The organism is Luteimonas flava (assembly GCF_036584485.1).
In the GTDB taxonomy this organism is placed as follows: domain Bacteria; phylum Pseudomonadota; class Gammaproteobacteria; order Xanthomonadales; family Xanthomonadaceae; genus Luteimonas; species Luteimonas flava.
Genome location: NZ_JAZHBM010000002.1, coordinates 663,646 through 685,577, shown reverse-complemented (window position 1 = coordinate 685,577; position 21,932 = coordinate 663,646). Strand labels below are relative to the sequence as shown.

Sequence of the window (21,932 nt, the reverse complement as noted above, 5' to 3'; positions counted from 1 at the left end):
GGCCTGGGTCCGTTTGCTGCACCGCAGATCGCGGTGTCTCGGGGTGTCTTGTATGGTAAACCGGTGTCATCTTCAATGTGCACTGCGGCAAAAACACGAAGACGCGGTTGGAAGCGGGAGCGATTGCGATGCGGTCAAGCAGGTTTACAGCGCTTTTGTGGGTGTTCCTGATCGCACTGCCTGCAGCCGCGCATGCTGCACCCGCACGCGAAGATGCGGCGCGGACGACCGTCCTGTGGAAGCCGCAGGACGGCGCGCCGGCAGGCCGGATCACCGAGCGCAGCGATGATCCCGAGGTGCCCGACCGCGTTATCGAAGACGTCCGCGCGCCCTATCTCGCCGTCTACGCACCCGCGCGCCCGAACGGCGCCGCGCTGCTGGTGACGCCCGGCGGCGGCTACGCGCGCATCGTGCTCGACAAGGAAGGTACGGCGCTGGTGCCGGCCTTCGTGGACGCGGCGGGCCTCACCCTGTTCGTACTGCGTTATCGGCTTCCCGATCGCGTCCATGCCGAAGGCGCGGATGCGCCGCTGGCGGACGCGCAGCGTGCGATGCGATTGATCCGCGCGCATGCATCCGATTACGGCGTCGATCCGGCGCGCGTCGGCGTCATGGGCTTTTCCGCAGGCGGCCACGTCGCCGCGCGACTCGCCACCACGCAGGATGCGGTCTACGCCGACACGGATCCGGCGGACGCGCAGTCGTTTCGACCCGACTTCGCCCTGCTCGTCTATCCGGTGATCTCGATGCACGCACCACTGGCGCATGCTGGCTCGCGCACGCGTGTACTGGCCGCCAGCGACACACCCGAAGCGACCGCGCTCGACCGTTACTCGCCTGATCTGCACGTCGACGGTCGAACGCCGCCGCTGTTCCTGCTGCATGCGCAGGACGACGACGTGGTGCCGGTCGGCAATGCACTGGCGATGCATGCCGCCGCCCTGCGGGCCGGCGTGCCGGCCTCGCTGCACGTGTTTCCGCACGGCGGCCACGGCTTCGGCACGCGCGGCGCAACGGGCGCCCTCGCCCGCTGGCCGCAGCTCGCCCTCGACTGGATCCAGGAACAGACCCCGACCCCATGACCGACTTCCCGACCGATCCCGGCCGTCGCCACTGGCTGCGCGTCGGCGCCGGTATCGCGGCGCTGTCCGCGCTGCCCGGCGCATTCGCAGCAGACACATCACCTCGCACCACCGTCGCGCGCGTGCGCAGTGGCCGCATCGGCGGCAGCGTCGAGCACGGCGTGCACGTGTTCCGCGGCGTACCGTATGGCGCCGATACCGCGACGCGGCGCTGGCAGCCGGCGCTGCAGGAAGCCGCCTGGCGCGGCGTGCGTGATGCGGTCGACTACGGCCCGTCGGCGCCGCAGCGCGGCAGCGACGGCCCCGGCAGCGAGGACTGTCTGCGCCTCAATGTCTGGACGCCTGCGCTGCGCGATGGCGCGAAGCGCCCGGTGCTGGTGTACATCCACGGCGGCGCGTTCAACACCGGCTCGGGCAGCGATCCGCTCTACGACGGCGGTGCGCTGTGCCGCAGCGGCGATGTCGTGGTGGTCACGGTCAATCACCGGCTCAACGCATTCGGCTATCTGCATCTGCGCGATCTCGGCGATGCGTCATTCGCGCATGCGGGCAACGTCGGCCAGCTCGATCTGGTGCAGGCGCTGGAATGGGTGCGCGCGCACGCGGCCGAGTTCGGCGGCGATGCCGGCAACGTCACCGTGTTCGGCCAGTCCGGCGGCGGCGCGAAGATCGCGACGCTGATGGCGATGCCGGCCACGCGTGGCCTGTTCCATCGCGCGTGGACGATGAGCGGCCAGCAGGTCACCGCCGCCGGGCCGCGCGCGGCCACGCAGCGCGCGCAGATCTTTCTCGATGCGCTCGGCATCGCCCCCGGGGATCTCGAGCGATTGCGCACGCTGCCGATGCAGGCATTGCTCGATGCGCAGCGCGCGCGCGATCCCTCGCGCGTCGAGGACAGCGCGCTGTACTTCGGGCCGGTCGTCGACACGATGCATCTGCCGCGGCATCCGTTCTGGCCCGATGCACCGCCGCAGTCGAGCGGCATTCCGATGGTCATCGGCAACACCCGCGACGAAACGCGCGCCTTCCTCGGCAACGATCCTGACAACTTCACACTGAGCTGGGACGCGTTGCCGGCGAAGCTGCGCACGCAGCAGTTCGTCGATCTCGATCCCGCCGTCGTCGTCACCGAGTACCGCCGGCTGTATCCGGAGTACACGCCGTCGGAGGTGTTCTTCGCCGCGACCACCGCCGGACGCTCATGGCGCGGTGCGGTCGAGGAACTGGAAGTGCGCGCCGCGCAGGGCCGCAACACCTGGGCCTACCAGCTCGACTGGTATCCGCGCACCAATGAAGGCGCGCGTCTGCGCGCGTTCCACACGCTCGACATTCCGCTGGTGTTCGACAACACCGGCGTGGCCGGCGCGAAGACAGGAAACGCCGACGACGCACGCGCAGTCGCCGCAAACATGCGCGACGCCCTGCTGGCTTTCGCACGCAGCGGCGATCCCAACCACGCCGGAATGCCGGCCTGGGCGCCGTATTCGATGGCGTCGCGCGAGACGATGGTCTTCGATACGGCGCCGCGTCTCGAGCACGACCCGCGCGGCGGCGAGCGCCGGCTCTACCAGCAGGCGCCGTTCGTGCAGAGGGGCACCCAGTGACGACGGCTTCGGCCTGCGTGTCCGCACCGTAAGCGGCACACGCGCCGTCTGATGCCGCCACACGGACCGTCGCCTCCCACTCCCTGACTGGAACCGTTCTGATGCATCGATGTCTTGCTACCGCCCTCGCCTGCGCTTTGCTCGCCCCCTGGCCCGCGATCGCGGCCGATGACCCCATGCGGCCGCCGGTCACGCCGATCCAGGCCAGCAAGATCGTGCTGGTCGGCGATTCCACGACCGCCGTGCAGGGCGGCTGGGGCGGCGCGTTCTGCGATCGCCACGTTGCCTCGTTCCTCGCCTGCACCAACCTCGCCCGCGGTGGCCGCAGCACCTACAACTACCGCGCCGAAGGCTCGTGGGACATCGCGCTGCACGAGATGCGCGCCGGGCCTTATGCAGCGGTCTACGTGCTGGTGCAGTTCGGCCACAACGACCAGCCGGGCAAGCCCGGCCGATCGACCGATCTGGCAAACGAGTATCCCGACAACCTGCGCCGCTACGTCGCCGAGATCCGCGCTGCCGGTGCGCATCCGGTGCTGGTGACGCCGCTGACGCGCCGGCAGTTCGAGGACGGCGTGCTGGTCGACGATCTGGCGCCCTGGGCCGAGGCGACGCGCGCGGTCGCACGCGAACTCGACGTGCCGCTGGTCGATCTGCACGCGCGCAGTCGCGCGCTCGTGCAAGGCATGGGACCGGTCCTGGCGATGCGCGCAGCACAGCGTCCGGCGGCGCCCGAGCAGGTCGCAGCCGCGCAGGCGGGCACGACGATCGGCACGCCGCCATCCGCTGCGCCCGCGACTCCGGCTGCGACGACTGCACGGCCCGCCGCGCAGGACAACGCCGCGGCCGAACCGATGGGCCAGGCCAAGCTCGCATTCGATTACACGCATCTCGGCCCGGAGGGCGCCGCTCTGTTCGCGGCGATCGTCGCCGACGAACTCGCACAGCAGGTGCCGGCGCTGCGGCGCAATCTGATTCCCTGAGCCGGTACCGTCGACCGACTGCCGCGCGCCGCGCCGACAGCGGCGGCAACAGGATGGATCGCCGACCCTGCGGCCGGCGACCCCCCTCACGTCATCGCACCTCGGCGACGTTGTTGAGTCGCGTCACTTCCTCGCCGTCGCCCGGCAGCGCGATGCGCACGCGGCCACCGCGCGGATCGACGCCGGCGGCGTGTTCCAGACGCAGCGTCGCGTTGCGCGGCTGCAGGTCACGCGGCGCTTCGAGTGCGGGAATGTCCGCACGCGCGAGCTCGCGGCCACGCGCATCTTCGAGGATCGCGACGCCGCCCGGCGCATCGGCATGGCCGAGGCTGTGCACGGTCACCTCGACCGCGCCGTCGACCACGCGCACGTCGCCGCGACCGATGCCGATGTCGGCGCGCATCTCGACCGGCGTGCCGGCTTCGATCAGCTCGAACTCGAACACCTGGGTCTGGCCGGACGCGAACGACAGGTCCACCGATGCGCTCGACTCCAGCAGCACCTCGCGCGTCTGCGCGCGGCCGTCGATGGTCTCGTCACCGTTGCGATCCACACCGCTGGTGATGCGCCAGCGGCCAGGCGCGACGTTCCAGCCGGTCATGGCCGCGTTCGCGGTGCGCGCGTCGGTGTTGTGCGCGATCACCTTGAACGCCTCGCGCGAGGGGGCCGATACCAGCAGCGCAACGGTTTCCGCCTGCGCGTCATCGTCGAAGCGCCAGCTCACCGTATGACCGGGATACGTGGTATTGCGACGCAGGGCCAGACCGCCGAGACGGGCGCGCTGCAGGAACTCGCTCGGCGCTTCGACACGATCCGACCACCAGTGGCCTTCGGTGTTCATGTACTCGCGCATCGCCTTGGCCTGGATACCGTCGGCATGCAGGGCTTCGAGATACGCCTTGTTGCCGGTCTGCTGCCAGGCGAACACGCTCTGCACGCCGGTGTCGCCCTTGTCGGCCGACTGCTGCAGACGCGTGCCCCAGTCCTCGCGCTTGCCGAGCACGTCGACATAGTTCTCGGCCAGATTCGACAGCCCCGCGGGTCCGCTGCGGTCCACGCGGTACTGCAGCGGCTTCAGATACTTCTCGTCACCGGTCCAGCGCCACGCGGCCCAGTACAGATGCATCGTGTCGGCGCCGCCGGAGCCGTCGAACAGGTCGCCGCCGCGGCGCTCGCCGGTCGCCCAGTTGATCTCGTTCGGCAGCTGCCAGGCACCCTTCTCGTCGGTGTAGGCGTGGGCGAGATAGCCATCGGCCAGCCCGGTGATCATCGCGCGGCTGGTCGGGTCGGCATTGAACACGCCGAGCAGGAACGCCGGATGCAGCACCGGGAACGAGTACGGCTTCTGCCACTGCCAGCGCGGTTCGCGGTAGACCTTGTGGCCGCCGAACCAGTTGCTCGAGAACAGCACGTGGCCCTGCGGGTTGCGCAGCACGATCTTCTCGTCGAGATCGCGCACGGTTTCCATCAGCCGCGTCATCGTCAGCGGATCGCCCCAGTTGAGCAGGGTCATCGCGCTGTTGGTATTGATGCCTTCCTCGTAGGCATGCAGCTCGTCGGTCTCGATCGTCGACAGGCCACCGGCGAACATGTCGTTCGCGTAGGCGGCATCGGCGAGTGCGGTGATCGAGGCGTTGAGCTTGTCCGGGATCACGCCCATCAGCGCCAGGCCCGGCCACTGCTGCGACAGATCGCTGTCGTCGGAGATGCCGCCGCCGAAATCGCCGAACTCGACCTGGCGCTCGTCGATCCACCATTCGATGAAGCGGCGCACGGCCTTGAGGTCTTCCAGCTGGCGGAACGCCCACAGCGGCACACCGGCCGGCGCCTGCGGCTGCTCGAACGGCGGCAGGCCCTGGCTGTTGTAGCTCATGTAGTTCCAGTAGCGCCGGCCCAGTTCGTGGCCCGGATCCACCCGCAGCAGATCGCTGATGTCCGCGTACGCGCGTGCGTAGAGGCGCTGACGCTTGGACGTGGTGTGTTCCTCGACCAGGAAGCCCCAGTTGTCGCGGACCTGGTTGAAGCGATCAGTGACGTGCTCGGCAATCGCCTCGTCGCGCGGCTTGTAGACCATGCGCACTTCGGCGCCGTCGAGCGCGGCCGCATCGAAACCCGGCGCAGCCGAGGCGATGCTGATCCACAGGCTGTCGTTGGTCAGGATGCGGTCGCGCAGGTCCAGCCACAGCGTGCGCTTCTCGCCCGGCGTCACCGAGACCGACACGTCGATCATGTCGCGCGCCGGCCAGATCGGATCCTTGATGCGGATGTTGAGCGGGATCGCGTCTGCGCCGTCCACGCTGTGCGTCGCCGGCAGCTTCAATGCGGGAATGTCGATGGCGATGCCGTCGAGCCCGTCGTACATGTTCTCCCAGCTGTGCGCCCAGCTGCGGATCAACGGCTGCGCGGCCGGCGCGTTGCCGATGCCCGACGGAATCAGCACGTGCACGATCGGCTGCTTTGCCTCGCGCACCGGCGGCGTGGTCCGTTCGCGGAACGCCGCGCGGCCCGGCAGCGCCAGCACCATGCTGCGCTCCTCGGGGGCATAGCGACCTTCGATGAACGCACGCAGGTCGGCGAGGTTGGTGTAATCGATCTCGGCATTGCTGCGGATCGTGTAGGCCTGCTTCACCGAACCTTCGGGCTCGGCGGCATCGCTGACGTGATACGCCCAGATCTCCTGGATCGGGGTTTCCTGCGCGGTGTTGGCGAAGCGCAGATGCCCGCCCTGGCGGGTCTCGAAGTCATCGACGCTGCGCACCGTGCCCTGATGGCGCGAGAACAGCGGCTGCTGCGTGTCGGCATCGGCGCCGTAGGTCGCTTCGCCATAGGCGGCGCCACGCAGTTCGATGCGATTGAAGGGTTCGTCGGGCAGGGTCAGATCCAGCGCCTTGCCGCCGTCGACGTAGGTGTTCCAGTCGGGCAACTGGAAGTAGTCGTCGCGCCCGCGCAACCGAGAGCGGTTGTAGACGCCCGGCCACGTGGTTTCGGCGATGCCGTCGGTGGCCTTCCACATCCACTGCTTCAGGTCTTTGGTATCGGCGAACTCGACCTTGCGGATCGTCGTCACCGGCGTGTCGAGCACCGGCGGCGCGGCGCCGTCCGCCCAGCCGTGGCGGAACAGCCACGCGGCATGGCGATCGTTCGGCGCCACAGCCGCGGTCGGCGCGCGGAAGCTGCGCACGGCCTGCACGCCGCTGGCATCGAGCATGCGGTCGTGCACGCGGATGTCGTCGAAATCGCTGCCACGCAGGAAGTTGTAGCGGCTCTGCACCTGGTGCGGCGCGAGAATGCGTGCGGCCAGACCGAACTGGTCCAGGCCCGCGTCGTAGTCGAAACCGGCCTGCGCATTCGCCGGACGCTCTTCGCGCGCGACCTCGCGGCCGTCGATGTACAGACGCACGCCGATGGTCTCGTCCCAGGCGAACGCCACATGCGTCCACGCATCGGCGGCGGGCGCGGCGTCCATCCTGAACGAGACGCGCGTGCGCGCCAGGTTGGCATCGGTCACGAAGGCGTCGAAACCCGCGCCGTTCCAGTCGATGCGCAGCCAGGCCATGTCCCAGCTGGAGTGGTCGGCATAGCCGACGCGGAAGATCACGAACGGCGCCTCGCCGACCGGATCGCGCGAGCGCCAGAAGAAACTCAGCGTGCCGCGTGCGGCGTCGATGTTGCCGGGTGCGTTCCACGACAGCACGCCGTCGTCGTCCCATTCGATCGCGCGGCCGCGGACGCCGTCGTCGACCAGGCGTACCTTGTCCTTGAAGTTCGGCACCGGATCACCGGCCGCGGTATCGGCGACGAAATCCTGGTCGGCCGACACATGGAACAGCAGGCGGGGCGTATCGTCCGCATGGACGGCGGCGGACAGGCCCAAGGCACAGGCAACGGCCAGGACTCGCTTCGACATCTGGTTCAACACTCGATCTCCTCGACAGCGCGCGCCGGCCGCAGCCGGCACGTCATTACGGATTGTCGGCCCGACGGCCCTCCAGCGCATGGCGGCGACGCCATTGCGGCAGATCCTTTTCCAGCAGCGCCTGCGGCCAGATGCCGTACCAGGCATAGCCGGTGCGGCGCTCCTGCGACATGTCGGCCAGCGACGCGACCACCGCGCCGCCGCGATCGACCAGCAACGGCCGTTGCCGCTGCAGATCGTAGAACCGGGCCCAGACCGTCGCGCCCGGTTGCGCGACGAGGCGCACGTCGCGCGGCCGCGCGCCGTCGCGGCCGATGCGTTCGATCGCGGTGTCTTCCAGATCGTGCGTCTTGAACCAGGCTGCGGCGTTCTCGATCGCATCGACGACGCGCGGCGACGGTGGCTGTCGCATCAGCAGACGCACGATCGCGACCGATTCCGCGCTCGCCAGCGACGGCAACTCGTAGCTGCGCGCGGTGGCCGGCTGCAGTGTGGTCTCGTCGTACTGCGCGGCCCAGATCGTCGGCGTGCCGTCGATGCGGACCTGCAGGTCGAGGATCAATGCGATCGCCCGTTCGACCGCACCCGCCGCGGCGTCGCCGCGCAAAGGCTGCAGTGCCGCGAATGCGCCCTCGCCTTCGGCGATGTCCTGCAGCAGGCCGACGACATGGGTCATCGCGTCGTCGTTGAAGGTCACCTGGCCGCGATAGCTGGAGCGGTCCGGATGGAACTGCGGCCAGCCGCCGTTGGCGTATTGCGCGGCGAGCAGATAGTCGACGCCGCGCACGGCAGCATCGCGATAGCGCGTGTCGCCGTGCGTGCGCCACGCGTCCGCCAGATGCGCGATCTCGCGCGTGGTCGCGTCGTTGTCGATCGTCGCGTCGTCTGCGCGATCGGCCTGCGCGAGCGCGGCGCTCGCGGCGGCATCGAAGGGCTTCGCGTAGTCGATGGCCTTGCCCTCGAGATGCTTGGGCCAGCCGCCGGACGCGGTCTGCGTCTGCAGCATGCGTTCGGCGACGGGATCCGCACCGGCGGCGAACGCGGCGGTGCCCGCGACGAGGCCTGCCAGCAGCACGGCACACTGCAACCCACGCATCGGACATCTCATTCGAAAGGTCTCCAGTCCTGCATCAGCGTGGCGGTGTCGGGTGCGGCCGCGGTATCACGCAGCCAGGCCACGCGGCCGTCGAGCGCGCTGCCCGGGCCGGTGTTGCCATGCTCGGCGAAGCGTGCGGTGGCCTGGTTGTCGGGTTTGCCCCAGTCGTGCCACCCCTCGGCGGGCACCGGCGCATCGATGCGGCAGTTCTCGAAGCGCGTGGCGCCATGCGGCCGCCATGGACGGCCGAGATACACCCGGCTCACATCGGGCGCGGCAGTCAGGGTGCAGTCGTCAAACACGAAGCCGTGGGCCTGGTCTGCGGGCGTCGACGGCGCGGTGACATAGCCGTCGCCGATCGAATGCAGCGCACAGCGCTCGAACAGCGCGGTCGCCGCGCCGAACACGTAGTCGACCGTGCCTTCGATGCGGCAGTCGCGGAACCATGCACGGGTTCCAGCGTTGCGCAGATACAGCGTGTCCTGATGCCCGAGCAGGTGCACGTCATCGAAGGAGGCGCGCGTGCCGTCGACGACCAGCGCCACCGCCTGCCCGACCGGTCCGGCGTCGTTGGCGATGGTCAGATGTTCGGCGTGGAAATCGTCGGCGCGCACGAACAGCGTCGCCGAGCCGTAGGTGCCGAACGCTTGGCCGGTGCGCGGATCGATCCGGCTCGCGTAGTGATTCTGGACGATGCGGGTGTGCTGCGTGCCCGCGCCGACGAGACGCAACGCGGGTGCACCCGGCGGTACGTCGACGACGCCGCGCCAGATGCCCGCCGCAATCCGGATCGTGGCGGCCTCGTCGCCCGCGACTGCCGCATCGACCGCGGCCTGCACATCATCGAATGCAGCGTCGCCAGTGCCGACGTCGAACACGCGCTCGGCCAGGGCGGCCGGCGCGAGCAGTGCCAATGCCAGTGCGAGGCAGACACGCCCCCGCCACCGTCGCATCCGCGACGGCAGCGGGTGACGCAGGGAGGCCTCAGAAGCGATAGCGCGCACCGACGTAGTACTGGCGACCGGTCGTGGTGTAACGGTCGGGCAGCATCAGGTCGGAATCGACGTAGCGGCGGTCCGGCGTGTCGAGCAGATTGACCGCTTCGAACGTCAGGCTCAGCTTGTCGGTGAGCTTGTACGAGGTGTTGAAGTCCACGTTGCGCACGCTGTGCTTGCCGGTGACGTCGGCGGTCCCGAACTGGTTGCCGTCGAGATCGACGATGTTCTCCCGGCTCAGCACCTCACCGATGTAGCCGTCGCGGTAGCTGGTCGACACGCGCGCACTGAAGCGGCCGTCGTCGTAGTACAGCGTGGCGTTGTACGAATTCGGCGACAGGTTCACCAGCTGGTTCTCGGTGATCTGGGTCACGACCGCGGTGTTGTTGCTGGCCGCGGTGCTGAACATGTACTCGATGTCCGAATCGACATGCGTGTAGTTCATCTGCACACCGAACTTGCTCCAGAAGCCCGAAAGGAAGGTGAAGGGCTGCTGGTAGGTCAGCTCCCAGCCCTTCAAAGGACCGCCGGGGGTGTTGTAGTAGCTCTGCACGTTGAAGATCGTATTGGCGTTGAAGCCCGGCGGCAGCAGATCCAGCGAGTAGCCGAGCTCCGACCACGTGCTCAGCAGACGCGTGCGCTGCACGTAGGTCTCGATGTCCTTGTAGAACACCGCGGCCGACAGCAGGGCGCCCTCACCGAAGTACCACTCCGCGCTCAGGTCGAAGTTGGTCGAGCGGAACGGATCGAGCTTCGGGTTGCCGAGGTTGATCGAGTAGAAGCGACCATCGTCGAAGAAGTTCGTCGGGCCACCGGTGACGCTGGGCGACATGTAGGTCAGCGTCGGACGGGCCATGGTCTTGGCCGCGCCGAAGCGCATCACGAAGGTATCGGTCAGATCCCAGGAGAGATTCAGCGACGGCAGCACGTCGGTGTAGTTGTGGCCGACGACGCTCTCGACGACGAAGCGGTCGCCGGCCGCGGACGTCGCATTGGCGACACCGAACACGCGCTCGCAGTTCGCCTCGCCGCCCGTCGGGCACGGCGCCCAGCCTGCGGCGCTGATCTGGGTCTTGACCAGTCGCACGCCCACGTTGCCGCGCAGTGCGCGCGAGAACAGATCGGTGTTGAAGTCGAGCTGGGCGTAGGTCGCCATGCTGCGTTCGTTGACCGAGAAGTTGTTGTTCGACGAACCGAAGTGACCGATGCCGGCGAGACGGTAGTCGCCGCCCGGCACGCCGTTGTCGGCGTTGCTGTAGATGTTCAGCAGACCGGCGATCCTGTCGAAATCCGGAATCAGCCACGAGGCCGGCATGCTGCCCGACAGGTTCTTGCCGAAGCCGTCGAGCGTGGTGCTCAGATCACCGATCGTCACCCCGGCCGGCAGCGCCTGCGGCAGGCGGCCGTAGCTGATGTGCCGGTATTCCTCGGTGCTCATGTCGTAGTCCTTCCACGCCAGGCCCGTGCGGAAGGTGAACGTGGGATTGAGATCGAACGACAGATCGACCTTGGCCGAATCGAAGGCGTTGCTGACGTAGTTCGGGTTCAGACGCACTTCGCTGATGTTCGCGCCGCGGGCCGTGCCGTTGCTGTTGACCGGCACCGCGCCGTAACCGAGCCACTGCCACGCATCCGGGCTGCTGGTGTCGAACGGGAAGGTCATGCTCGGCATCTCGGGATCGCCGCGCAGATCGAGCACGAAGCCGTCGAGGTTGGCGTTGTCGAAGCTGACCATCGAGAAGATCGGGCGCGCGTAGTCCGACGACGAATGGCCGATCGTCGCGTCGAGGCGCACCGCGTCGTTGAAGCGGTGTTCGAGCTGCAGGCTGAACTGCTTGAACTCGGTCGACTCTTCGATCTGGCTGGATTCGGTGCGGAAATCGACGTTGTCGAACACGCCGTACTGCAGCCGGTTGCGGTCGTCGACCTGTGCCTCGCGCACGACGATCTGGGTCTTGCCGCCGAGATTGGCGGTGCGGTGCAGGTTCGCGCCCAGCGAATCCTCGCGCTGGTCCTTGTCGAGCTTGGAGTACAGCGCGTCGAAGCTCAGCAGGGTGTCGTCGCTGATCCGGAACTGGAACGCGCCGGTGACGCCGAGACGTTCGATGTCGTGCTTGGTGCGGATGTAGCGTGGATAGCGCGGCAGCCAGGCATTGGTCGCGGTCTCGTAGGCGGCGATGTTCTCCGGCGTCGCGGCAGGACGCGGCAGCCCGGTGCCGCAGTTGTTGGCGTCGATGCCGTAGCTGCCCCAACCGTTGTTGCGGTCCTGGTTGGCCTGGCTGCCGACACCGGCCGGCGTTTCGTTCGCCAGCGGATTGCGCGGCGTCTGCGGGTTGTAACCGGCCGGCGAACAGAATCCGTAAGTGCCGTTGTTGGCGACGTTGGACTGGTTGGAGTTGCGGTGGTTGCCGTGCTCCCAGCGGACCGGGTTGTAGCCTTCCTCGAAGATCGTGCGCTGGCTGTAGGACGCCGACAGCAGCGCGCCGACGCGGCCGTCGGCCCAGGTGTTGCTGATCAGGCCCGACACGCGCGGATCGTTCTCTTCGGACAGTTCGTTGTAGCCAACCTGCGCGCTGGCCGAGGCGCGGAAGCCCTTGAAGTCGAACGGGCGCGAGCCACGCAGATCGACGGTCGAGCCCAGCGAGCCTTCGTCCATCTGCGCCGACTGGGTCTTGTTGACCTTGACCTGGCTGAAGAGCTCGGAGGCGAAGGTGTTGAAGTCGAAACCGCGCGACCGGTTGACGCCGGCGCTGCCGCTGCCGGCCGTCGCCAGCGCTTCGAGGCCGTTGAGGCGCACGCGGGTAAAGTCGGAGCCCAGGCCGCGCACCGAGATGCGCTGGCCCTCGCCGCCTTCGCGATCGATCGAGATGCCGGCGATGCGCTGCATCGATTCGGCGAGATTCTGGTCAGGGAACTTGCCGATGTCCTCGGCGAAGATCGCATCGACCTGCTCCACGCTGTAACGCTTCTCGTCGAGCGATTTCTGCAGGCTTTCGCGATAGCCGGTCACGGTCACGGCGGCCATGTCGACGGCGCGCGCCTGATCCGCGGGCTGCTGCGCCATCGCCGGCGAGGACAGGACGACGGCGATGCCGGCGGCCAGCAAGGTAACCGGTGTCTTCCGGCTGCTACGGATTCGATCCATCAACGCGCTCTCCCCAAAACCTGTGGTCTTCTTCTCGTGCGGAAGGTCGCGTCCCGCGCCCTCTCTGTCTCGTCAATGACACCGATGGTCATCGAGGCGCGTAACCTAACAGCGCGGGGCACGAGCGGCATCTTGCAACGCAACAAGACGGCATCGAATGTGGGGTGAAACCTGCTTTTTTTCGTGCGTGCGACGCGTTCGTCATGCGACGCCGATCGCAGACACAAAAAAGCCGGAGCGTCGCCGCTCCGGCTTCGATGTGGTCACGCGTATCGTCAGAACTTGTAGCGCAGGCCCAGCAGGTACTGACGGCCGGTTTCGCTGAAATCGAGCGGCAGGCGCGAGCCGGCGCCGACCCAGGTTTCCGACGGCTCGTTGGTCAGGTTGATGCCTTCCAGGCTCAGCTCGATCTGCTCGCTGATCTTGTAGCGCAGCGACGCATCGATCACCGTCGTGCCGTTCTGGCCGTGGACGTCTTCGGTGAAGCCTGCTTCCTGTCCCGGCACCTGGATCAGATAGTCGTCGCGATTGGTCGCCGAGATGCGGCCCGAGAAGCTCTGGCCCTCGTAGAACAGCGTCGCGTTCCACGATGTCTTGGACGAACCCAGCAACGATGTGCGCAGCGAGTTCGCACCCGAGGCCGTCAGGTACTGGATCTCGGTGTCGACATAGGTGTAGTTGAGCTGGATGCCGAAGTCGCTCCAGACACCGGACAGGAACGTGAACGGCTGCACGTAGTTCGCTTCGAAGCCCTTCAACGGACCACCCGGCGTATTGAGTGGCACGCTGAAGACGAAGTCGTCGTTGACGGTGGCGCCCGTGCCTTCGAGCAGGCTTGCAGGCAGGCCGCTGGAGGCATAGCTGCGCACTTCGCGCGACGGCTGGATGGTCGTCTTGAGATCCTTGTAGAACAGACCCAGGCCGAGCATCGCGCCTTCGTCGATGTACCACTCGAAGCCGAGATCGGCGGTATCCGCGCGCACCGGGTCGAGCGTCGGATTGCCACCGCTGACGGTGCGCGCACCGCCACTGACGTTGACCGTGACGCCTGGCGTCAACGAGCCGAGCCCGGGGCGGGACATCACGCGTGCGGCGCCGAAGCGGACCAGGAAATCAGGGGCGATCTCGGCAACGAGGTTCATCGACGGCAGGGTGTCGCTGTACTCACGCGTCACCGTCGATGCGATCGGGGTACCGCTGGCGGTTGCGATGCCCGTCGACGCCTGCTTGGTGCGCACGTAACGCACGCCGAAGTTGCCCGAGAGCGGGATCGAGCCGAGGTCCGTCGAGAATTCGCCCTGCAGGTAGGCACCACGATCCTGCTCTTCCACGCTGCGGGTGTTCACAGCGCGCTCGGTCAGCGCGAAGGTGCCGGTGCCGCTGTAGATATCGAAGAAATCGGCGATACCTTCGTAGCTGGGCACGACCCAGCTCGACGGCGATCCGTCGATGCCGCTCAGATTGCCCGTGCCCGTGAGCGCACCCGGCACGATGAAACTGCCGTTTGCGAAGCGCGGCACCGAGACTTCCGAACCCCGGCGCAATTCGCGGGTGGAGAACGCATAGTCCTTCGCCTGCAATCCACCCTTGAGGCGAAAGCCCGGGCTCATGTTCCAGTTGAAGTCGATCTGCGCGGTGTCGAAATCGTTGTCGACGTATTGCGGCCGCAGACGGATTTCCGCCAGCGTCCAGCCGTTGGGATCGAGCGGATCGATGCCGTAGTTCAGCACCGGCCTGTAGGGATCGCCGCGATAGTCGTAGCTGTAATTGTCGACGTTCGCCTTGTCCATGATGATCGTGGTCTGGATCGGGTTCTCGTGCTTCGAACGCGAGGTGCCGACCTTGCCCGACAGCGTGAAGTCGTCGGTGACCTCGAATTTGCCGTCGAGCGTGAGTTGCGTGAAGACGGTGTTCCACTCGTCGTGGCGATTCTCGGAGCGGATGTCGACATCATCGAACAGGCCGTACACCAGCGCGCCGCGATCATCGATCACACCGTCGCGCACGATCGTCTGCGGCTTGCCGGTACCGCTGCGGCTGAAGGAGATCGCCTCGATGTACTTCTCGTCGCGGATCGCGTCGATCTTCGAGTACAGGCCATCGAGCGAGAACTCGGTGCGGTCGGTCGGCTTGAACTGCAGCGACGCGGTGACGCCTGTGCGCTTCTGGTCGTGCTCCATCAGCGTGTAACGCGGGAAGCGCGGGTGGAACACGTTCGCGCCGCGTGCGGCGGCGAACGGCGATGCCGCGCTGAAGCCGCCGTTGCTGGGACCATTGGCCCAGCGACCGGTACCGCTGCCTTCCTCGAGCGCCTGGCGCTCGCTGTAGGCGACCGACAGCAATGCGCCGAACTTGCCGTCCGCCCAGGTATTGGCGATCAGGCCGGCGACGCGCGGATCGGCCTTGTTGGCCATGTCGTTGAAGCTGGCCTGGCCGCTGCCGACGATCGTCAGACCGTCGTAGTCGAACGGACGCGCGGTGCGCAGATCGACGGTCGCGCCGAGCGAACCTTCCTCGACGTCCGCCGACGCGGTCTTGCGCACGATCAGCTGCGAGAACAGGTCGGATGCGAACACGTTGAAGTCGAAGCCGCGGCCACGGTTGGAGCCGCCGCTCTGGTCGGACGCGCCGACGGTGGTCAGCGCTTCCATGCCGTTGATGCGCACGCGGGTGAAGTCCGGACCGAGACCGCGCACGGTGATCTGGCGGCCTTCGCCGGCGTCGCGCGCGATCACCACGCCGGGGATGCGCTGCAGCGATTCGGCCAGGTTGAGATCGGGGAACTTGCCGATGTCCTCGGCGACGATCGCATCGACCACACCCGCTTCGCCGCGCTTGATGTCGAGCGCCTTCTCGACGCTGGCGCGGTAGCCCACGACACGCACCGCTTCGAGCTGGGTCGCGTCACCGGCGGTGGCGGTCTCTTCGACACCGTCGTCCGCAGTGGTCCCGGCGGTCTGCGCGAACACGGGCATGGCCACCGCCTGCAGCGCGATCGCAATGCTCGCGGCCAGCAAGGTAACCGGTGTCTTTTTCGAACCGAACAACTGCGTCATGTCGTTCCCCTCCCAGGGTGCGAAGCGGTCTCGGCGCGTCTTGACTGCATCGACGCGCTTGTTATGGTGTTCGCCGGTGCCGGAATGACACCGCGGGTCAAACGCTAGCAGAGGCGATTCTGCAAAGCATGTTGCGCCGCCACATCCACATGCCCGCTCCCCCCACCGGGCCAGATCGAAAGGCATTGCCGCGATGGGCAAACGTATTCTCTGTTTCGGCGAGCTGTTGCTGCGCCTGGGCGCGCCAGGGCGCGAATTCCTGCTGCAATCCCGGCATCTGGACGTGCACGTCGGCGGCGCGGAAACCAATGTCGCAGTGTCGCTCGCCCGCTTCGGTCACGACGCCGCGCTGGCCGGTACGGTGGCCGCGAATGCGCTGGGCGATGGCGCATTGGGCGAACTGCGCCGGCACGGGGTGGATGTCTCGCGCGTCATCCGCACGCCGGGCCGCATGGGCCTGTACTTCTTCGCCGCCGGCGCCGGTCTGCGGCCCAGCGACGTGGTCTACGACCGCGCCGACTCGGCCTTCGCACGCGCCGCGCCGGACACCTACGACTGGCCTGCCCTGCTCGACGGCATCGACTGCCTGCACGTCTCCGGCGTGACGCCGGCCGTGGGCCCGCATGCCGCCGAGGCGGCACTGGCCGCGGTGCGCGCCGCACGCGCACGCGGCACCACGGTGTCCTTCGACGGCAATTTCCGTCCCAAGCTTTGGGCCGCGTGGAACGACACGCCCGCGCCGCTGCTGCGCGGCCTGCTGGCCGAGGCCGATATCGCCTTCATCGATCACCGCGACATCGATCTCGTGCTCGGCGCGGAGGCATCCGAGACCGGCGCACACGCCAGCGCCGAACGCACCCTGCAGGCATCCGCACGCGCGTTCGCCGCGTTCCCGCATCTGCAGCGCATCGCGTGCACGCAGCGCACGGTGCACAGCGTCGACCGCCACGCGCTGGGCGCACTGCTGGTGCGTCGCGACGGCGGCGTGCAGCGCATCGACGCCCTGCCCGTCGACGGCATCGTCGACCGGATCGGCGGCGGCGACGCGTTCGCAGCCGGCGTGCTGCACGGCGTGCTGTCGGGTCTCGACGATGCCCGCACGCTCGCGTTCGGTCTCGCGGCGGCGCGGCTGAAGCACAGCGTGCCGGGCGACTTCAATCTGGTCGGCGAGAGCGACGTGACCGCGCTCGTCGACAGCGGCCGGCTCGACGTGCGCCGCTGACCGCAATCGCGATCCCGTAAACGAAACGGCCCGCCAATGGCGGGCCGTTCGTGTGTCAGGCGCTGCGCGACCTCACAGTTCGCAGAAGCAGTACGCGACCGCCTTGACCGGACGACCCGGCTGCGGGGTGATCACGCTTTCGAGCAGCTGCAGATCCTGCTCCGCCCGCGGCACCGCACGCGCCAGCAGGCCGCGCGCGATGTCGCTGTGGCCGACCAGCGCGCCGCCGAGACGGCCGCTGACGAAGCCGGTCAGGAAGCGGCCGAACGGCGTCGCGGTCTTCTCCACGTAACGCGTGCGCCACTTGCCTTCTTCCAGCCCACCGAGTTCGGCGGCCTTGGCGATCGCGGTACGCAGACCGCCGAGCTCGTCGACCAGACCGCGATCGAGCGCCTGGGTGCCGCTCCACACGCGACCACGCGCGACGGTGTCGATCTCTGCGCTGCTGCGGCCGCGCGCCTCCCCGACCTTGCCGATGAAGTTGGCGTAGCCGCGATCGATGATCGCCTGGATCGCCTGGCCGGCTTCGGGCTGCAGTTCTCGGGTCAGATCGAACGCGCCGGCGAAGCGCGTGGTGCCGACGCCGTCGGTGCGCACGCCGATCTTCTCCAGCGTGCGCGGGAAGGTCGGCACCAGCGCGAAGATGCCGATCGAACCGGTGATCGTCGACGCATCGGCGTAGATGCGATCGGCGTTCATGCTGATCCAGTAGCCACCCGAAGCGGCGACATCGCCCATCGACACCACCACCGGCTTGCCGGCGGCCTTGAGCGCGTCGACCTCGCGACGGATCTGCTCGGACGCGAACACTTCGCCGCCGCCCGAATCGACGCGCAGCACGACCGACTTCACGTGCTCGTCCTCGAGCGCCTCGCGCAGCAGGGCCGAGGTCGACTCGCCACCGATCGTACCCGGCGGCTGCTCGCCACCGGTGATGCCGCCCTCGGCGACGACCACCGCGACCTGGTCGCGACGGTCCGCGGCCGAGCTGGCCGGCGAGACGTGGGCGAGGAAATCGCGCATCGAGACCTGGCGGAAGCCGCCCTCGGCGTCTTCGTCGGCGACGCCGCGCTCGACGAGCAGGTCTTCGACTTCGCCACGCGTCTTCAGGCCGTCGACGAACTTCTGCGACAGCGCGTACTGCGCCAGATCACCCTGCGCCGCGGCGATGCCCTGCGGCAGCGTGTCGACGCCGGCATTGAGCGCCTCGGGCGTGGTGCCGCGCACCTTGGCGATGTCGGCGATGTGCCGCTGCCAGATGTCGTTCATCCAGTAGAGATCGGCTTCCTTCGACTCCGGCGACGCGCCGTCGAGGATGTAGGGCTCGGCCGCCGACTTGTACTCGCCGACCTTGAACAGATGCACGTCCACGCCGAGCTTGTCGGCCAGCGCCTCGCGGTAGTACTGGCGATAGCCGGCCAGGCCTTCGAGCATCATGCCGCCTTCGGGATCCAGGTAGACCTCGTCGGCCTGCGCGGCGAGCAGGTACTGCTGCTGGCCGAAATACTCGCCGAACGCGACGACCTGCTTGCCGGCCGCACGCACTTCGCTGATGGCTTCGGCCACTTCGCGCATCGACGCGTAACCGGAGAAGGTCATGCGGTCGGTGCGCAGCAGCACGCGTTCGATGCGGTCGTCGGTCTTCGCCGCTTCCAGCGCGCGCAGCACGTCGCGAAGCTGCACTTCGCCCACGCCGCTGCCGCTGTTCTCGGCCAGCGCGCGCATGAAGGGATCGGACTTGTACTGCTCCACCAGCGCGCCTTCCGGCGCGATGACCAGCGTGGTGCGCTCGAGCAGCGGCGACTGTCGCGAACCGCCGCCGACGATCGCGATGAGGATCAGCAGTGCGACCAGGAACAGCAGGCCGAAGAACAGGAAATTGAGGATCAACCGGCGGATGAAATTCATCCCGTCCCAGATGCCGACAATGAAGCGCGTCAGCGGCGCGCGTGGCTGCACAGTACTCATGCGTAAAACGGCTCCATCAGAAGAAATCGCGGGTCGTGGCCGCCGGCAGCGGTGCGGCCACGGGTCCGCCCAGCACGCAGCCTACCGGGCGCGGCAGGGCATTGCATGCGCCGGTCGTCACTGTGCCGTCGGGTCCAGGGTCGGCGCGGGCACGCGCCGGCTGCTGCGCAGGAAACGGGTGCCCAGCAGCACGGCCGCGACGGTGAGGCCGGCGATCAGGCCGATCCACATGCCCTTCGGCCCCCACCCCAGCCCCAGACCGAGCGTGGCGCCCAGCGCCATGCCCACGCCCCAGTACGCGGCCGCGGCGAGGAACATCGGCACGCGCGTGTCCTTGAGCCCGCGCAGCGCGCCGGCCGACAGCGCCTGGATGCCGTCGGGAAACTGGAACGCGGCAGCGTAGAGCAGCAGCGAACCGGCCAGCGCGGCGACCGCCGCATCCTCGGTGTAGATGCGCACCACGTGGTCGTGGCCCAGGAGCAGCAGCACGCCCGACACCGTCTGCGTCACCAGCACCAGCGTCAGGCCGGCGAAGCCCGCCCGGCGCACGCCGGCGCTGCCCAGGCCGCGACCGATCGCATTGCCCACCCGCACCGTGGTCGCTTCGGCCAGGCCGAACGGCACCATGAAACACAGCGCCGCGACGTTGATCGCGATCTGGTGCGCCGCCGCCTCGATCTCGCCGAGCCGGCCGATCAGCAGCGCGGTCACGACGAACAGGCTGCCTTCCATCGTCACGGTCACGCCGATCGGCAGACCGGTGCGCAGCAGCGCGCGGATCTCCGTCCAGCGCGGCGGGTCGAAGCGGGTGAACAGCTGGTAGCGCGCGAACCGCTTCGACAGCGCCAGATACAGGGCGAATGCGATCGACTGGGTCCACATCATGATCGCGGACGCGATGCCCAGCCCACCGGCGCCGCCCTCGGGGAACGGGCCCCAGCCGAACGCGAGCGCATAGCCCATCGGCACCAGCACGGCGAGACCGCCGAAGCCGAACACCATCGTCGGCAGCGTCCAGTGCAGGCCGTCGCTGAGATAGCGCATGCAGAAATACAGCGTCAGCGCCGGCACGCCCCAGCGGATGCCGTGCAGGAACGCGGTCGCGCCCGGCACGATGTCCGGCGCGATGCCGAACGGCCCGAGCCCGGCGGCCAGCGCCGCCAGCAGCCCGAACAGCGCCACGCCCAGACCCGCCGCCAGCCACAGCGCCTGCCGGAACAGCGGGCCGACCTCGGCGTGGCGGCCTTCGCCGTCGAGCTGCGACACCGACGGCGGCACCGCCATCAGCGTGCCCATCGGCACCATCAGCGGCAGCCAGAAAATCGCGGTGCCCACGGCGACACCCGCCAGCGTGGCGGTGCCGTGGTGGCCGGCGATGACGGAATCGACGAAACCGATCAGGCCGGTGGCGACGTGGCCGGCGACCAGCGGGGCCGCCAGAACGGCGGTGCGCCGCACCTCGTGACCGAAGGGCGGCGGCGTGATTGCGGAGGACATGGGAACGGCTCTGCGGCTGCGGCCGCGCGTACGACGGATGCGTGCGCTGGCACCGGGGCGCGAAGGACCGCATTCTACCGGCACGCCGCGCAGGGGAGCGACACGCGCGGCGCCCATATCTTGCTTTTTTCCGTGTCCGCGGCCGCGCCGCTGCGGCCTTGCCAGGAATCCGTCCGCGCATGTCCCACGCCGCCCTGCCGCCGCTGCCGTCCGACGACGCGCACCCGTCCGCCTGCGAGAACTGCGGCACGCCGTTGCAGGGCGACTTCTGCCATGCCTGCGGCCAGTCCACGCACAGCCCGGTGCGCAACGTCGCCCACGCGGTGGAGGAAGTCTTCGAATCGTTCTGGCATCTCGACGGTCGCATCTTCCGCACGTTGCGCGACCTGTTCGTGCCGGGCCGCATCGCCAACCGCTATCTCGGCGGCCATCGCGTGCGTTACGTCGCACCGATGCGGCTCTTCGTGATCCTGACGCTGCTGACGTTCTTCGTCGCCAAGTTCGTCGTCCAGGACGCGATGCAGGACGTCCAGCCCGGCCAGATGGTGCGCACCGACGATGTCGCCACCGAGTTCTCGCAGGCGCAGACCGTCGACGAGGTGCGGACGATGCGCGACGACGCACTGGCCGGCATCGCCGAAACCCGCCGCACCGTCGGCGCACTGCCGGGCGTGAGCCCACAACTCGACGTCGCCGCGGCGGAAGTGCGCGCGCAGGCGCAGGCCCGGATCGCGGCACTCGCGCCCGACGGCGCGGCGCCGACCGCCCCCGATGCGGCGCCCGGTGCCGCCACATTGGACACCGGTCCACAGGCCGCGACGACACCCGCGCCCGACGACGCCGACGCGTCGACATCCGGCCCGCCGACCATCGGCGGTCCGATCGGCGAACGCATCGAGCGCAACATCGAACGGTTCAACAACGATCCGCAGATCTTCGTGCGCGCCCTGTTCGGCGTCGCACCGACCGCGCTCTTCATCCTGGTACCGCTGTTCGCCGTGCTGCTGAAGCTGCTCTACCTGTTCCAGGGTCGGCTGTATCTCGAGCACGTCGTCGTCGGCCTCTACAGCCACGCGGCGCTGATGCTGGCGTTGTTGCTGGTGCTCTGCGGTGCACTCGCATCGCCCTGGCTGGCGACGCACGCGGCGTGGTCGACGGGCATCGTCGGCGTCGCGCAGATCCTGCTGCTGTGGGCGATGCCGGTCTATCTGCTGCTGATGCAGAAGCGCGTGTACGGCCAGTCGTGGCCGTGGACACTGGTGAAGTTCGCGATCATCGGCATGGCGTACTTCGCGCTGTTTCTCAGCGTCGCGATTCCGATGGCGGGCTACGCGCTGTACGCGTTGTAGCGTCGCGTTCGAAACGCCG

General features: G+C 68.3%; 12 protein-coding genes. 5 read left to right on the top strand and 7 right to left on the bottom strand.

The window, feature by feature from the left end; all coding sequences use genetic code 11:
* Window positions 1–128 precede the first annotated feature (128 nt).
* The 3 genes from V3391_RS10170 to V3391_RS10160 all read left to right on the top strand — a co-directional run bounded on the left by V3391_RS10170 (window position 129) and on the right by V3391_RS10160 (window position 3,669).
* A complete protein-coding gene (locus tag V3391_RS10170) occupies window positions 129–1,082 on the top strand; it encodes an alpha/beta hydrolase (protein WP_332078294.1) in 954 nt (317 codons plus the stop codon).
* The gene (locus V3391_RS10165; protein WP_332078293.1) at window positions 1,079–2,686 is read left to right on the top strand and encodes a carboxylesterase/lipase family protein; all 1,608 of its coding nucleotides are present in this window, start codon (window positions 1,079–1,081) and stop codon (window positions 2,684–2,686) included. Before V3391_RS10170 ends, V3391_RS10165 begins: the two co-directional genes overlap by 4 nt.
* A 176-nt stretch (window positions 2,687–2,862) precedes the next feature.
* Window positions 2,863–3,669, top strand: a complete 807-nt coding sequence (locus V3391_RS10160; RefSeq protein ID WP_332078292.1) for a rhamnogalacturonan acetylesterase — start codon at window positions 2,863–2,865, stop codon at window positions 3,667–3,669.
* Window positions 3,670–3,760: 91 nt separating this feature from the next.
* On the opposite strand, the gene V3391_RS10155 is transcribed toward V3391_RS10160, so the two are convergent.
* From V3391_RS10155 to V3391_RS10135, 5 genes are all read right to left on the bottom strand, one after another.
* Complete coding sequence (locus tag V3391_RS10155) at window positions 3,761–7,576, bottom strand: LamG-like jellyroll fold domain-containing protein (RefSeq protein ID WP_332078291.1); 3,816 nt, start codon at window positions 7,574–7,576, stop codon at window positions 3,761–3,763.
* Between the two features lie 55 nt (window positions 7,577–7,631).
* Window positions 7,632–8,681: a pectate lyase gene (gene pelA, locus V3391_RS10150; protein ID WP_332078290.1), complete on the bottom strand. Its 1,050-nt coding sequence runs from the start codon at window positions 8,679–8,681 to the stop codon at window positions 7,632–7,634.
* 8 nt (window positions 8,682–8,689) lie between these two features.
* Window positions 8,690–9,634 carry a pectinesterase family protein gene (locus V3391_RS10145; protein ID WP_332078289.1) on the bottom strand — a complete coding sequence of 315 codons (945 nt, stop codon included), beginning with the start codon at window positions 9,632–9,634 and terminating at the stop codon, window positions 8,690–8,692.
* 31 nt (window positions 9,635–9,665) lie between these two features.
* Window positions 9,666–12,821 (bottom strand): TonB-dependent receptor, encoded by a 3,156-nt coding sequence (locus tag V3391_RS10140; protein ID WP_332078288.1) that lies wholly within the window; start codon window positions 12,819–12,821, stop codon window positions 9,666–9,668.
* 275 nt (window positions 12,822–13,096) lie between these two features.
* On the bottom strand, window positions 13,097–15,877 hold the full coding sequence (locus tag V3391_RS10135; protein ID WP_332078287.1) for a TonB-dependent receptor: 2,781 nt from the start codon (window positions 15,875–15,877) through the stop codon (window positions 13,097–13,099).
* Window positions 15,878–16,070: 193 nt separating this feature from the next.
* Between V3391_RS10135 and V3391_RS10130 the strand changes: the two genes are divergently transcribed.
* Window positions 16,071–17,099 carry a sugar kinase gene (locus tag V3391_RS10130; protein ID WP_332078286.1) on the top strand — a complete coding sequence of 343 codons (1,029 nt, stop codon included), beginning with the start codon at window positions 16,071–16,073 and terminating at the stop codon, window positions 17,097–17,099.
* A gap of 72 nt (window positions 17,100–17,171) precedes the next feature.
* Here V3391_RS10130 and sppA read toward each other — a convergent pair whose 3' ends face one another.
* Complete coding sequence (gene sppA / locus V3391_RS10125) at window positions 17,172–19,067, bottom strand: signal peptide peptidase SppA (RefSeq protein WP_332078285.1); 1,896 nt, start codon at window positions 19,065–19,067, stop codon at window positions 17,172–17,174.
* A gap of 117 nt (window positions 19,068–19,184) precedes the next feature.
* The gene (locus V3391_RS10120; RefSeq protein ID WP_332078284.1) at window positions 19,185–20,564 is read right to left on the bottom strand and encodes an MATE family efflux transporter; all 1,380 of its coding nucleotides are present in this window, start codon (window positions 20,562–20,564) and stop codon (window positions 19,185–19,187) included.
* A gap of 179 nt (window positions 20,565–20,743) precedes the next feature.
* Between V3391_RS10120 and V3391_RS10115 the strand changes: the two genes are divergently transcribed.
* Window positions 20,744–21,913: a DUF3667 domain-containing protein gene (locus V3391_RS10115; RefSeq protein ID WP_332078283.1), complete on the top strand. Its 1,170-nt coding sequence runs from the start codon at window positions 20,744–20,746 to the stop codon at window positions 21,911–21,913.
* Window positions 21,914–21,932 lie beyond the last annotated feature (19 nt).

What these genes read in the sequence shown, in the direction of transcription:
- V3391_RS10170 (WP_332078294.1), top strand. Translation starts at nt 129, where the DNA reads ATGCGGTCAAGCAGGTTTACAGCGCTTTTGTGGGTGTTCCTGATCGCA.
- V3391_RS10165 (WP_332078293.1), top strand. Translation starts at nt 1,079, where the DNA reads ATGACCGACTTCCCGACCGATCCCGGCCGTCGCCACTGGCTGCGCGTC.
- V3391_RS10160 (WP_332078292.1), top strand. Translation starts at nt 2,863, where the DNA reads ATGCGGCCGCCGGTCACGCCGATCCAGGCCAGCAAGATCGTGCTGGTC.
- V3391_RS10155 (WP_332078291.1), bottom strand. Translation starts at nt 7,576, where the DNA reads ATGTCGAAGCGAGTCCTGGCCGTTGCCTGTGCCTTGGGCCTGTCCGCC.
- pelA (WP_332078290.1), bottom strand. Translation starts at nt 8,681, where the DNA reads ATGCGTGGGTTGCAGTGTGCCGTGCTGCTGGCAGGCCTCGTCGCGGGC.
- V3391_RS10145 (WP_332078289.1), bottom strand. Translation starts at nt 9,634, where the DNA reads ATGCGACGGTGGCGGGGGCGTGTCTGCCTCGCACTGGCATTGGCACTG.
- V3391_RS10140 (WP_332078288.1), bottom strand. Translation starts at nt 12,821, where the DNA reads ATGGATCGAATCCGTAGCAGCCGGAAGACACCGGTTACCTTGCTGGCC.
- V3391_RS10135 (WP_332078287.1), bottom strand. Translation starts at nt 15,877, where the DNA reads ATGACGCAGTTGTTCGGTTCGAAAAAGACACCGGTTACCTTGCTGGCC.
- V3391_RS10130 (WP_332078286.1), top strand. Translation starts at nt 16,071, where the DNA reads ATGGGCAAACGTATTCTCTGTTTCGGCGAGCTGTTGCTGCGCCTGGGC.
- sppA (WP_332078285.1), bottom strand. Translation starts at nt 19,067, where the DNA reads ATGAGTACTGTGCAGCCACGCGCGCCGCTGACGCGCTTCATTGTCGGC.
- V3391_RS10120 (WP_332078284.1), bottom strand. Translation starts at nt 20,564, where the DNA reads ATGTCCTCCGCAATCACGCCGCCGCCCTTCGGTCACGAGGTGCGGCGC.
- V3391_RS10115 (WP_332078283.1), top strand. Translation starts at nt 20,744, where the DNA reads ATGTCCCACGCCGCCCTGCCGCCGCTGCCGTCCGACGACGCGCACCCG.